Annotated in this window: 14 protein-coding genes; 6 read left to right on the top strand and 8 right to left on the bottom strand. The window is 67.8% G+C overall.

Annotated elements, in window-relative coordinates; genetic code table 11:
- Positions 1-374: 374 nt before the first annotated feature.
- The gene (locus tag ACFWPK_RS25915) at positions 375-1472 is read left to right on the top strand and encodes an adenosine deaminase (RefSeq protein ID WP_378919968.1); all 1098 of its coding nucleotides are present in this window, start codon (positions 375-377) and stop codon (positions 1470-1472) included.
- Between the two features lie 52 nt (positions 1473-1524).
- Here ACFWPK_RS25915 and ACFWPK_RS25910 read toward each other — a convergent pair whose 3' ends face one another.
- The 5 genes from ACFWPK_RS25910 to ACFWPK_RS25890 are packed head-to-tail and all read right to left on the bottom strand — an operon-like array spanning position 1525 to position 4964.
- Positions 1525-2763 carry a primosomal protein gene (locus tag ACFWPK_RS25910; protein ID WP_378919954.1) on the bottom strand — a complete coding sequence of 413 codons (1239 nt, stop codon included), beginning with the start codon at positions 2761-2763 and terminating at the stop codon, positions 1525-1527.
- 14 nt (positions 2764-2777) lie between these two features.
- A complete protein-coding gene (locus ACFWPK_RS25905; protein WP_378919952.1) occupies positions 2778-3137 on the bottom strand; it encodes a YbaB/EbfC family nucleoid-associated protein in 360 nt (119 codons plus the stop codon).
- Positions 3134-3487 carry a hypothetical protein gene (locus ACFWPK_RS25900; RefSeq protein ID WP_067447900.1) on the bottom strand — a complete coding sequence of 118 codons (354 nt, stop codon included), beginning with the start codon at positions 3485-3487 and terminating at the stop codon, positions 3134-3136. The genes ACFWPK_RS25905 and ACFWPK_RS25900 overlap by 4 nt, the downstream gene beginning before the upstream one ends.
- Positions 3484-4635, bottom strand: coding sequence for a C40 family peptidase (locus ACFWPK_RS25895; RefSeq protein ID WP_378919949.1), 1152 nt, complete (start codon positions 4633-4635; stop codon positions 3484-3486). Before ACFWPK_RS25895 ends, ACFWPK_RS25900 begins: the two co-directional genes overlap by 4 nt.
- Positions 4632-4964 carry a hypothetical protein gene (locus ACFWPK_RS25890; protein WP_378919947.1) on the bottom strand — a complete coding sequence of 111 codons (333 nt, stop codon included), beginning with the start codon at positions 4962-4964 and terminating at the stop codon, positions 4632-4634. The genes ACFWPK_RS25895 and ACFWPK_RS25890 overlap by 4 nt, the downstream gene beginning before the upstream one ends.
- 147 nt (positions 4965-5111) lie before the next feature.
- Here ACFWPK_RS25890 and upp point away from each other — a divergent pair, with 147 nt between their 5' ends.
- Entirely contained in the window at positions 5112-5735 is a 624-nt protein-coding gene (gene upp, locus ACFWPK_RS25885) for a uracil phosphoribosyltransferase (protein WP_378919945.1), read from the top strand.
- A gap of 42 nt (positions 5736-5777) precedes the next feature.
- Complete coding sequence (locus ACFWPK_RS25880; RefSeq protein WP_378919943.1) at positions 5778-6218, top strand: DUF4913 domain-containing protein; 441 nt, start codon at positions 5778-5780, stop codon at positions 6216-6218.
- A 51-nt stretch (positions 6219-6269) separates the two neighbouring features.
- Here ACFWPK_RS25880 and ACFWPK_RS25875 read toward each other — a convergent pair whose 3' ends face one another.
- Both ACFWPK_RS25875 and ACFWPK_RS25870 read right to left on the bottom strand, forming a co-directional pair.
- Positions 6270-7778 (bottom strand): phospho-sugar mutase, encoded by a 1509-nt coding sequence (locus tag ACFWPK_RS25875; RefSeq protein WP_378919941.1) that lies wholly within the window; start codon positions 7776-7778, stop codon positions 6270-6272.
- Positions 7779-8558 carry a purine-nucleoside phosphorylase gene (locus tag ACFWPK_RS25870; RefSeq protein ID WP_378919939.1) on the bottom strand — a complete coding sequence of 260 codons (780 nt, stop codon included), beginning with the start codon at positions 8556-8558 and terminating at the stop codon, positions 7779-7781.
- Positions 8559-8686: 128 nt separating this feature from the next.
- Between ACFWPK_RS25870 and ACFWPK_RS25865 the strand changes: the two genes are divergently transcribed.
- From ACFWPK_RS25865 to ACFWPK_RS25855, 3 genes are all read left to right on the top strand, one after another.
- The gene (locus ACFWPK_RS25865; protein WP_378919937.1) at positions 8687-9388 is read left to right on the top strand and encodes an enoyl-CoA hydratase-related protein; all 702 of its coding nucleotides are present in this window, start codon (positions 8687-8689) and stop codon (positions 9386-9388) included.
- Positions 9389-9437: 49 nt separating this feature from the next.
- A complete protein-coding gene (locus ACFWPK_RS25860; RefSeq protein ID WP_378919935.1) occupies positions 9438-10640 on the top strand; it encodes a M20 family metallopeptidase in 1203 nt (400 codons plus the stop codon).
- 125 nt (positions 10641-10765) lie between these two features.
- Positions 10766-11929 carry a M20 family metallopeptidase gene (locus tag ACFWPK_RS25855; protein WP_378919966.1) on the top strand — a complete coding sequence of 388 codons (1164 nt, stop codon included), beginning with the start codon at positions 10766-10768 and terminating at the stop codon, positions 11927-11929.
- 119 nt (positions 11930-12048) lie between these two features.
- Here ACFWPK_RS25855 and ACFWPK_RS25850 read toward each other — a convergent pair whose 3' ends face one another.
- The gene (locus ACFWPK_RS25850) at positions 12049-12510 is read right to left on the bottom strand and encodes a gamma-glutamylcyclotransferase (RefSeq protein WP_378919964.1); all 462 of its coding nucleotides are present in this window, start codon (positions 12508-12510) and stop codon (positions 12049-12051) included.
- Positions 12511-12648 lie beyond the last annotated feature (138 nt).

Raw genomic sequence — 12648 nt, 5'->3', positions numbered from 1 at the left:
GCCGGTTAGACGCCGTTGCTTGCTCCTTCGTCGCGTACGCAACGGCGTCTAACCGGCGACCCGGCCGCGGACCGGCCACTTCGTGGCCGTCCCTCCCTAGGGGTCGGGAGTGCGGGGGTTGGGAGTGCGGTCATGGCGGATTTGGGGTGTGGGATGTGGCTGGTGGTGCGGTAGGCGGTCTCGGGGTGGAAGTGTTCGACCTGATCCTGTCCGTATCGACTGAGCATCGCACCCCGGTATTTCGCGAGCACATGGGTAACTCGCCGACCAGAAGCCAATGCTGCCACCTCGAGTTCCGCCGGCCGCCAGCGAATCGACAGCGGCACTTAATCTGGCCCGAAGACGCGGAGAGGCGGAACCGCTACCGTCTTTACATGACTGGACCGGCGCCCCTTGACCTTGCTTCGATCCGACGCGCACCGAAGGCATTGCTGCATGATCACCTCGATGGTGGTCTGCGGCCCGCGACGGTGCTAGAGCTGGCCGCTGATTGCGGCTATGACGAACTACCCGCTGCCGATGCCGAGAGTTTGGGGGCGTGGTTTCGCGACGCTGCCGACAGCGGATCGCTCGAGCGGTATCTCGAGACGTTCGCGCATACGGTCGCGGTGATGCAGACTCCGGAGGGGCTGCGCAGGGTGGCGCGGGAATGCGCTGTCGACCTCGCGGCCGACGGGGTCGTCTACGCGGAGGTGCGGTTCGCGCCCGAGCAGCATCTGGAGAAGGGCCTCACCCTCGACGAGGTCGTGGAGCACACGCTCGCGGGGTTCCGGGAGGGGGAGGCGATCGCGGCTGAGCAGGGCGATGTCATTCGGGTGACGTGTCTGCTCACGGCGATGCGGCACGCGGCAAGGTCGCGCGAGATCGCTGAGCTCACCGTGCGGTTCCGTGACGCCGGTGTCGGCGGGTTCGACATCGCGGGCGCCGAGGCGGGATTCCCTCCCACCCGCCACCTCGACGCGTTCGAGTATCTGCGAGCCAACCACGCGCACTTCACGATTCACGCGGGTGAGGCGTTCGGCTTGCCGTCGATTCACGAGGCGCTCGCGTTCTGCGGCTGTGATCGGCTCGGCCACGGGGTGCGGATCACCGACGACATCAGCGTCCCGGGCGACATCGAGGACGCGCAGCTCGGCCTGGTCGCGAACTATGTGCGCGATATGCGGGTGCCGCTGGAACTGTGTCCCTCGTCGAATGTGCAGACCGGCGCGGTGCCCTCGCTGGACAAGCATCCGTTCGACCTGCTCGCCCGCCTGCGTTTCCGGGTCACCGTCAACACCGACAACCGCCTGATGAGCGACACCTCCATGAGCGAGGAGATGCTCAAGCTGGTCGACACCTTCGGCTACGGCTGGAGCGACCTGGAACGTTTCACCATCAACGCCATGAAGTCGGCCTTCATCCCGTTCCCGGACCGGCTGAAGATCATCGACGAAGTGATCAAGCCGGGCTACGCGGTTCTGCTCGGTTGACATGAATCAGGGGTGGCACCGCATCGGTGCCACCCCTGATCTCATCGAGAGTTTATTCGCTGACGAGCCGCGCTTCGAACGCACGCTGCAGGTCGCGGAACTGCTGGGCTTCCGTCGCGTACGGCGGGTTCGGCGCCATCCGGTTCGGGTCCGGGTTGAGCAGGTACGAGACGTACCAGCCGAGCGGATTCGACTGGGCGAGAGCCGTTTCCACGCTGTCGTCATCGGCGTAGTCGGCCGCGTCGCTGAACAGTTCGACCGCGAGATCGAGCTGTTCGATGTCGACCGCCTCCGGCCCCTCGGCCAGATCGTCGACCAAACCGGTGAGCACGTAGACGTTCTCGTCGGTCACCTCGACCTCGAGCGAACCGTCCACCGCCGCGGTCTGCACCTCGGCGAAGGTCGACACCCGGGCCAGCTCGTGCTCGTGATCGTCGGCCAGGTAGCGGGCCAGTGCGCGCTCGGAACCGAAGACGGTGATGGTGCTGCCGTTTCCGAGGAAGATCGGCTCGTCGTCGAGGTAGCAGCGCAGGGTGAACTGCTCGCCGTCGGAGGTGACGATCTTGACGGGGTCGATGCCGACCCCGTCCCAGAAGGACTCGTCTTCGTCGTCGTCGGAGGCGGTGAGGTCGACGTTCTCGAACTCTTCCTCCTCCTCGGCGACATCGTCGGCGTCGACCTCGTTCTCCTCGGCCGCCAGCAGCTCCGCCTCGGCGACGGCGACCGCGGCCGCGTCGACCTCGGGCGTGCTCACGACGCTGTCGATCGCGTCGAGCACGTCGTCCCAGCCCTTGACGATCGCGGCACCGACCTGGTCCCACAGCTCTTCGCCGTCGCGGCCGACGAAGGTGCTCGCCCCGCTGGCCAGCGCGCCGAGCACCGGGTTGTTGCCGAAGAACTTGGTCACCACGTCGAGCTCGCACACCTCGGCGATATTGCGCACCATCGCCAGGGTGTCCTCGAGCTCACCGACGACATCGACGTCCGGGTCGCCCGCGGCCAGCTCCGGCACGGAGACCAGATCGAAGCTGAAGTTCTCCTCCGGCTCCAGCTCAGCGGCCGATAGGCCGGCGATGACCGCCCAGGACGGGTGGTCGACGAGGTCGTTGTCGGAGTTGGTGCGGATGAACGCCGCCAGCTCCGCAACGGACTCGAATCCGTAGAGGTCGTCCTCGTGACCGAGGAACGCCTCCCACTCGTCGTCACCGTCGCGCCAGCGCGGTGCCCACAGGGTGACGAGATCGCCATCGGTCAGACCGAGCTCGATCGGGACGATGTCTCCAGAAGCCATGACGCGAAGCCTAGCTAGCTCGAGCGCCGGGCACTATCCGGCCCGGGTGCTAATTGCCCGCCGGGCTGTGCACTCGAACCGGTGAGCGATTCGTTCAGTGTCGCAATGATGTTGGAACGTGCCTCTCCGGCGGTCTCGGTGGCCTGCTTGCAGGCCGACAGGATGAGCGCGGCGGCCTCGGTGGGCGCCAGTGTGGTGATGGCTTCGTCCAGCGTCAGGCCGACGAGGGCGCCGTCGCTGTTCACCTCGGCGGTGACCAACCCGTCCTCGGTGGTGAAACGTCCGTTGACCTGCTTCAACCCGTACAGAGCCGCCTCGAGCGCCTCGAGTTTTCCGGTGACGCCCGCGACCAGGGCGTCCATTTCCGCACTCACAGTGGCCTCATCCAACTCGTTTGACCGGTGTCGGCATCGTCGATGCGATCGAGTTCGTCGACCGCCTGCCGCCGGGTGGGCAGGTTCATCTTGTCGAGCAGTTCGTCGGGGATCTGCGCCTGCTCGCTGTAGACCTCGCGCAGGCGGGCGGCGGCGGCGATGGTCGAGCGCCGGGTCAGGCGCAGGATCTCGTCGGCCAGCGCCTGCGCGCCGAACTGGTATTCGCTGCGTTCGAATTTGAGCGCGATCGGCAGACCCATACTGGTCGCGCGGACCGAGATCGTGCCCGAGCGGTTACTGCTGACCGCTGACTCCACATTCGGCACCTCGGGGATCGGCGTGCCGCTCATTCGGTGGGCCTGTAGAAGCCGTAGAACTCCATGCCACTGTTCTCCGTTCGGATGGAACTGATCGAAACCGGATCGCCGGCCTCGACGAGCTGCCCGTTGCCGACCACCATGGCGACATGGCCGTCCCACACGGCCAGATCGCCCGGCTGTAGGTCACCGGGGGATATCTGAGGATTGCCGATGTGCTGTTCCTGCGCCAGCCGAGGCAATTCGACCCCGGCCTCGCCGTAGGCGTACTTGGTGAGCCCGCTGCAGTCGATGCCCGCCTGCGGGTCGTTGCCGCCCCAGACATACGGGGTGCCGACGGCGCCGATGGCCGAGCGGACCGCGGTCGCGGCCTTCTCGTTGGGCGCCTCGACCGTACTGCCGTCGGGCAGGGTGATCTTGATGCCGGTGCCCGACCCGGTCGACGAACCGGCCGACGACCCCGTCGATCCGCCCGTGCCCGCGGAGGTTCCGCCGGTGGTGGTCGACTTGGAGCCGCTGGTGCTGCTGTTGCTGCCACCCATCGCCGTCGACAGACCGGATCCCATCGCACTGAGCACTGTGCTGCCGGTGCTCGCCGCGGTCGAGAGCAGACCGGAACTCGACGCCGAGGACACGAGGTTGCTCGCGCCGGAGGAGACGCTCGCCAGCGCCGTGCTCGACGGTGCGGGGGTGAGTTCCTGGATCGCGGCGGTCTGGGTGCTCATTTCGTCCTGCACCCGGCCGACGACGCCCATGCCCTGACCGATGTGGTCGATCGCCGAGCTCACCACGGCCGTCAGACCGGCGGGTGTGCCGAGGGTGGGGCTGAGCGCGGACACCTGGGACAGGAACGAGTTCACGATCCCGTCGAGTTCCTTCTGCCCGGTCTCCACATAGGCGGCGGCCTGGTCGACGACGGTCGCCATCTCGGTGCCGTTGTCGGACAGGGTGGCCGAGGAGGTCTGCACGCGCAGCGCCTTGGCGGTGGCCGCGTCGACGGCCTGGCCGTCCCACGCGGTGTTCACGTTGTTGATGCTGTAGCGACCCTGTTGATAGATCTGGTCGAGGTTGGTCGAGGTCGAGCGCAAGCCGTCGGACGCGCCGCCGGTGCCGAGCACGCCGGAGCCGAAGCTCGACAGCAGATCGAGGAGGGGCTGAGCCAGCCCGCTGAGGTCGATCATGCGTCGGTACCGATATCGCCCGCGGCCGCGGAGAGCCCGGCCGCGTTGTTCAGGTCGGTCTCGACCAGGGTGGTCGCGGCGCTGGCGGTGGCCAGCCCCATGCTCCCCATGACCGCCGACAGCTGCGCGATCGACGCCACGTGACCGGCATGGGCGGCGGAGTAGGCGGCGGTGAAATCGCCGCCGATGAGACCCATGATGGGGCCGAGCAGGGTGGGGTCGGAGGCAACCGATCCAGCTGCCGCCGTGGCCAGTTCCGTCGCCATCACCTCGGCAGCCGCGCTGTACGCGACGATGCCCTCGGCATCGGCCGACATCTTTTTCGTCATCGAACTTCCCCCAATCCTCGAGTTCCCGGGCAGAGTACGTCACTCATTATCTTGGACGCACCGACTCCGCATTCGGTTCCCTCGACTGCGAAAATATTTCCCCAGCGGTCGTAGGCGCGAAGCGCCAAGCGACCCTATCGTCTTTTCATGCGCACCGACACCGTCGACCATCCGCTCGCCGCGACCCTGCTCAGCACGATGCGGGACGCTCGTACCGACAACGCCACCTTCCGCAATGCTCTGGCCGATCTCACCGGCATCCTCATGTACGAGGCGCTGCGCGACGCGCCGGTGGTGCGCGAACCGATCGACACGCCGGTCGCGGTCACCGAAGGCGTCCGGTTGGCGGCGCCCCCGCTGCTGGTTCCGGTGCTTCGGGCCGGGCTCGGCATGGTCTACGCCGCAGCCGAACTCGTGCCGCAAGCACGCGTCGGTTTCGTCGGCATCGCCCGCGACGAGCAGACCCACGAGCCGGTGCCTTACCTCGAATCCCTGCCCGCCGACCTCACCGGCCTGCCGGTATTCGTCCTCGACCCGATGCTGGCCACCGGCGGTTCGATGCGCCACACCATCGAACTCCTCGTCGCCCGCGGGGCCACCGACATCACCGCCATCTGCGTCGTCTCGGCCCCGGAAGGCGTTGCCGCCCTGGCAGGCTCGGGCCTGCCGGTGCGCCTGATCACCGCAGCCATCGACGACCGCCTCAACGAGCACGCCTACATCGTCCCCGGCCTCGGCGACGCGGGCGACCGCCAGTTCGGTCCACGCTGAATCAGCCTCCCACCGCCCGGTTTTCGTGAGATCCTGGCAGGTATGGGGAGTGGGGTTACCGGGCCCGAGAAGCCGTTCGAGCTGGTTTACAGCGATGTGGCGGCCTGGGTAGACGACTATTTCGTCCGAGTGTTCGGTGACGCGCTGGGGTATCGGCCGGACGATCAGCTCAACTGGTGTCCGGAGTGGTGGCGGCACCCGAGCGCGGCCATACGGCTGGACGCGCTGTGGCGGGTGTGGGAACGCCACCGGCTCGAAGGTGGGCTCGGCATCAGTCTCTGGTTTCTGGACCATGCCGATCCGCATCTGCGGGCTCTGACCGACGGGAACGGGCCTTTCCGTCGATGCTCGATCGAGCACGGACATCAGGAGACGTCGCCGCTGCCCACGGCGGGGCTTCCGGCGCACGACGTATTCGGCGATCCCAGCCGCGAGTTGTTCCGCGAGCCGGGTCCCGGCCTCGGCGACGCGGGTGACCCCTAGTTCGGCCCACGCTGACTCAGCGCGGCCGGGCGAGCGATTCCAGGCGGTCGACTATTCCTTGCCTCCTGCCAGCGACCGGCAGAACGTGGTCAGCTCGGAGAGTCGCTGGGCGGCAAGCTGTCTGGCGTTGTTCAGGTCGTCCGGTTCGGATACCTGGGCGAATACCTCCAGGTAGCACTTGAGTTTGGGTTCGGTGCCAGAGGGGCGGACGACGATGCGGAAGTCGTCGGCGTCGAAGACCAGCGCGTCGGTGCGTAGCCGGCCGCGGACCTGCGCCTGGTCGGTGAATTTCACCGGGGTACCGGCGATTTCGCTGGGCGGGTCCGCGCGGAGGGCGGCGACCAGCACGCTCGCGGCGGCCTGGTCCGGCAGGCGAAGTGAGACCTGATCTCCCGCGTGCAGGCCGAATTCGACAGCGTAGGAGTCGAGTTCGTCCTGCAGCGTTCGGCCCTGAGCTTTCAGCAGGGCCACGAGATCCGCGGCGGCGACGGCGGCCGAGATGCCGTCCTTGTCACGGACCTTCGTGGGATCGACGCAGTGCCCGATGGCCTCCTCGTAGGCGTACACGAGTCCATCGCCTGCCCTGGCCAGCCATTTGAAGCCGGTGAGGGTCTCGGCGTAGCGCGCCGATCGCGCGGCGGCCAGCTTCGACAGCAGACGCGAGGACACGATGGTCGTGGCGACCAGCGGATCGGTGGGACGGGTACGCAGCACGTAATCGGCCAGCAGCACACCGGTTTCGTCACCACGCGCCATGTGCCAGCCACCGGGACCAGGTACGCCGAGGGCGCAGCGATCGGCATCGGGATCGAGCGCGATCGCGACATCGGCATCGATCCGCTCGGCCAGCGCGAGCAGCAGATCGGCAGCGCCCGGCTCTTCTGGATTCGGGAACGCGACGGTGGGAAAGTCGGGATCGGGGGCGAACTGTTCATCGACCACGTGCACGTCGGTGAACCCCGCCGCGGCCAGCGCGCGCACCGCGAGCTCACCGCCGACACCGTGCAGCGCGGTGAGCGCGATCCGCACATCCGCTCGTGCACCTGGCCCACCGAGCAGGCCGGGCAATTCCGCGACGCGTGCGAGATACCGATCGACCAGGTCGGCGCCGGATACCGGAACAGGTTCCCGCGCAATCGGTTCGATCACCGCCTCGATGGCCTTCTCGATCTCGCTGTCGGCGGGAGCGATCAGCTGCGACCCGCCGTCGAGATACACCTTGTAACCGTTGTCAGCGGGCGGGTTGTGCGAGGCGGTGATCTGCACCCCGGCCACCGCGCCCAGCTCACGCACCGCGAACGCCACCACCGGTGTCGGCACCGGATCGGGCAGCACCGTTACCGGAAATCCTGCGGCAGCGAAGATCTCCGCCGTCGCGGTGGCGAACTCGGCAGATCCGTGCCGCGCGTCGCGCCCGACCACAACCGGCCCACCGCCGAGGCACCGCTCACGCAACCAGTCGGCCAGCCCGGCCGTGGCCCGCGACACCGTTGTCACGTTCATCCCGTCGGGGCCTTCGCGCAACGGTCCACGCAGGCCCGCGGTCCCGAACCGCAGCATCTACACGCGCTCCAGAATGCCGCGCAGCAGCTTGCCGAGCCGGGGCGCGGCGGCTTGCCCCTCGGCCAGCACCTCGGCGTGCGAAAGATGTTCCCCGGTAACGCCCGCGGCCATATTGGTGACCAGCGAGATGCCGAGCACCTTCGCGCCGAGCGACCGCGCCTCGATGGCCTCCAGTACCGTCGACATGCCGACCAGATCGGCGCCGATGGTCGCGAGCATGCGGATCTCGGCAGGCGTCTCGTACTGCGGTCCGGTGAGCCCGGCGTACACACCCTCGGTCAGACTCGGGTCGATTTCCCTTGTCAGCGCACGCAATTCGGGATCCCAGGCATCGACCAGGTCGACGAACCGCGCGCCTACCAGTGGGGTGCGCGCGGTGAGGTTGATGTGGTCGGCGATCAGCACCGGCTCACCCACAGCCAGCCCCGCCCTGAGTCCGCCCGCGGCATTGGTGAGCAGCACGATCTCGGCGCCCGCCGCGATCGCCGCGGTCACCGGATGCACCACCTGCTGGGGTGTGTAGCCCTCGTACAGGTGCTGACGACCCATCAGCAGCAGCACATTGTTGTCGTTCACGGTGACCGAATGCACCATGCCGCCGTGACCCTGCGCGCTGGGTTTACCGAAGCCGGGTAGCTCCGTCATGGGGATCGAGGCATGCGGCGCGCCGATCTCGGCTGCTGCCTCCTGCCACCCCGATCCCAGCACCACGGCCACGCGATGACGCGGCACTCCCGTACGTTCGGCAATCGCCGCAGCGGCCTGTTCGGCAGTCATGAAACGAAGTCTAAGCGGCAGCGGGGATGGGCGTCCTCGGGCCGAGTGACCATGGTCGGACAACATCGGGCTCCTGCGTGTCGTACCCGCGAGTAGCTACGCCTTCCGTCGCGGTTTATTCTCCCTGCATGCCGTATTTGGAGCGCTCTGGTGATGTTTTCGTCCTGTACCTCGGCAACGAGGGTGAGACCGACAACGAGAACCGTTTCTCGCCGGGCTGGATCGACGCCTTCCACGCCGCACTCGACAAGGTCGAGGCATCCGAGGGTGCTGCCGCGCTGGTCACTGTCGCGACCGGCAAGTACTACAGCAACGGCCTCGACACCGATTACGTCTTCGGCAACCTGGACAAGGTCCACGGCTACCTCGACCGGGTGCACTCCCTCTACACCCGCCTGCTGACCTTCCCGATGCCGACGGTGGCCGCGGTCAACGGCCACGCGTTCGGCGCGGGCGCCATGCTGGCCACCTCTCACGACTTCCGCGTGATGCGCGGTGACCGTGGCTTCTGGTCGCTGCCCGAGGTGCACCTCGGCATGCCGTTCACCATCGGCATGAACGGCTTGCTGAAGGGTCGCCTGAGCAACCAGGTGTGCGTCCAGGCGATGACCACCGGCCACCGCTTCGGTGCCGACGAGGCCATCGCCGCCGGCATCGCCGATGCCAAGGCCGACGCCGACGAGGTGCTGCCCGCCGCGATCGCGCGCGCCGCCGCGCTGACCAGCCTGCGCAAGCCGATCACCCCGATCATCAAGACCGCGCTGCACGCCGAGACCCTCGCCGCGCTGGCCACCCCGGTCACCCCGGAGAACCTTCCCTTCGGCAACTGACCACGCTCGCCGGTGCGCCGCTGTCGGGCACTGATGCAAGACTGGGGGTATGGCACCCTCGCGCACCGGCGAACTCACAGCCACCGCCTCCGACGCCGCGATTGTGGCTGCCTCGGACGAGCTGATCGGGCTCTCGCACGCGATCCACGCCGAACCCGAGCTGGCCTTCGCCGAGACGCGTAGCGTCGCGAAGGTCCTCGCGCCGCTGGTCGAGCGCGGATTCGCGGTGACCACGGGCGTCGCCGGGCTGTCGACGGCCTTTCGCGCCGTCTACGGCAGCGGCCCGCTGACCGTCGGCATCTGCGCCGAATACGACGCGCTGCCCGAGATCGGGCACGCCTGCGGGCACAACATCATCGCCGCGTCCGCCGTCGGCGCGGCCATCGGGCTGGCCGCGGTGGCCGACGCGCTCGGCCTGACCGTGGTGGTGCTCGGCACGCCGGCGGAGGAGAGCGGCGGCGGCAAGGTGCTCATGCTGGAAGCGGGCGCCTTCGACGACATCGCGATGGCGATGATGGTCCACCCTGGGCCCGGCGACATCGTCGGCGCGCGTTCGCTGGCGCTGGCCGATCTCGCCATCGTCTTCCACGGCCGTGAGGCCCATGCCAGCGCCGCGCCCGAACTGGGGCGCAACGCGGGCGACGCGGTGACCCTGACCCAGGTTGCTGTCGGCTTGCTACGTCAACATCTGCGACCCGGCCAGCAGCTGCACGGTATAGTGTCCGACGGTGGCGTAGCCCCCAACATCGTGCCCGGACGCGCGGAGTTGCTGTACTACCTCCGCGCTGCCGATTCCGGCTCTCTCGACGACCTGATGCGCCGAGCGAAGGCGTGTTTCGAAGCGGGCGCCCTGGCGACGGGCTGCACCCACGACATACGGACGCTCGCGCCCACCTATACCGAGCTCACCCCCGATCCGGTTCTTTCCGCTGCCTACCGCGCGCAGATCACCGGATTGGGACGGACGCCGATCGCGCCCGAGCTCGAGGTGCTGCGGCCGCTCGGGAGCACCGACATGGGCAACGTCACCAACGTCATCCCCGGTATCCACCCGGTGATCGGCATCGATGCCGGCGGCGCGGCCACCCATCAGCCGGAGTTCGCCGCCGCCGCGGTGAACGCCTCGGCGGACCGGGCGGTGCTCGACGGCGCGCTGGCATTGGCACGTACCGCTGTCGCGGTGGCGGGCGATGAAGTACACAGGGACAGGTTGTTGCAACGGCTGATCGAACGACAGGAGGACATTCGGTGACCATTTCCGGCCATCCGGGCACCGCACGCGCAGGCTCCGACGCGCTATCGATGGGTGTCGGCACCCACTCGATGGCGCGCGAGAACGCAGCGTGTCCGACCACGCCGGACACCGAACCAACTCTGATGTCGGAAACCGAGATCGTCGACGCATGGCTGGCCGAGCACGCGGGTGACCTGGTGCAATGGCGCAGACACATCCACGCCAACCCCGAGTTGTCCCGTGCCGAGTTCGCCACCACCGAATTCGTGTCGGGCTGGCTCACCAAGGCCGGGCTGAGCTGGGAAGTGCTGCCGGGTGGCACCGGCTTGATCTGCGATTTCGGCCCCACCGATCGTCCGCGCATCGCCTTGCGCGCCGATATGGACGCGCTGCCGATGCAGGAATTCACCGGCCTGACCTTCGCCTCGACCGTGCCCGGTGTGTCGCATGCCTGCGGGCACGACGCGCACACCACCGTGCTGCTCGGTGCCGGTCTCGCGCTCGCCGAGGTCGAGGACAGGCTGCCGGTGGGGGTACGGCTGATATTCCAGCCTGCCGAGGAAGTGATGCCGGGCGGTGCGATCGACGTGGTCGCGACGGGCGGGATGGCCGGGGTGGACCGGATCTTCGCGCTGCATTGCGATCCGCGTCTGGAGGTCGGCAAGGTCGGCGTGCGGACCGGTGCCATCACCTCGGCGGCCGACACCGTCGAGCTGGTGCTCGACTCGCCCGGTGGGCACACCTCGCGGCCGCATCTGACCAGCGACTTGGTCTACGCGATCGGAACTGTCATCACGGGCTTGCCCGGCCTGCTGAGTCGCCGCGTTGACCCGCGCACCAGCACCGTCATGGTCTGGGGCGCGGTGAGTGCGGGCAAGGCACCCAATGCGATCCCGCAGACGGGCATGCTCACCGGCACGGTCCGCACCGGCGATCACGCCACCTGGCTGCTGCTGGAACCGCTGGTCCGCGAGATCGTCGACGGCTTGCTCGCGCCCACCGGCGTGCGCTACCAGCTCAACTACAAGCGCGGCGTCCCACCGGTGGTCAACGATCCGACCTCGGCGCTGATGTTCGAGGACGCGGTGCTGGCAATGGGTGAGGACGCCCTCGCCGATACCCCACAGTCCGGCGGCGGCGAGGACTTCTCCTGGTACCTGGAAGAGGCGCCAGGCGCCATGGCCAGGTTGGGAGTCTGGTCCGGCGTCGGCGAGCAGTTGGACCTGCACCAGCCGACATTCGACATCGACGAACGCGCACTGGCCGTCGGAGTACGAACCCTGACGAATCTCATCCTCCAGGCTTGACCGCCACTCCGCGCATTTTGGCAGGACTCGCCAGCCGCTGACTTTTCGTCGGCGGCCGGCGGTCGTGCGGTGGCGGGGTCAGCTCGTACCCGGTGAGTTACCCATGTTCTTCTGTGCTGCTAAGCCCCTGGGCCGACGTTTTTGCTGTTGCGGGTGCGGAGGGCGTGGACGTAGTCCTCTGGTGCGCCTGCTTTTTCGGCCGCGTCGGCGATGACGCCGATGTAGCGGGCCGAGGGGAGGCCGCCTTCGTAGGCGTCGAGGACATAGAGCCACGCCAGGCGGGACTCGCCCTGGGTGCCGGTGACCCGGATTCGGATCTTCTTGTGGATCCCGAAGTCGGAGCCCTCCCAGCGGTCGAGGCTGTCCTCGTCCTCGGGGGAGACGTCGTAGAGCACGACGAATACCCGCTGGCCGGGATCCTCGACGACGGTGGCCAACGGCCCTTCCCAGCCGATGTCGTCACCGGCGAAGGTCAGGCGCCAACCCTCCAGCCACCCGGTCCCGGACATGGGCGAATGCGGGCAGCGTTCCAGCATCTGCGTCGAGTCCATGTTGGACCCGTAGGCGGCATAGATCGGCACCATCAAACTGTAGCCAATAACCATGGCGGAATTCCTGTCTCCCACCCAGATCGGCTGACGGTCACACTTGCCGATGGCACAGAACGTGGCACACAACACGCGCACCGTTGTTCACCGATCCGACCCGGCCGTGTCACA

The organism is Nocardia sp. NPDC058519 (assembly GCF_042719755.1).
GTDB lineage: Bacteria > Actinomycetota > Actinomycetes > Mycobacteriales > Mycobacteriaceae > Nocardia.
Note: the sequence above shows the minus strand (reverse complement) of the source record. Positions and strands in the feature narration are given on the sequence as shown.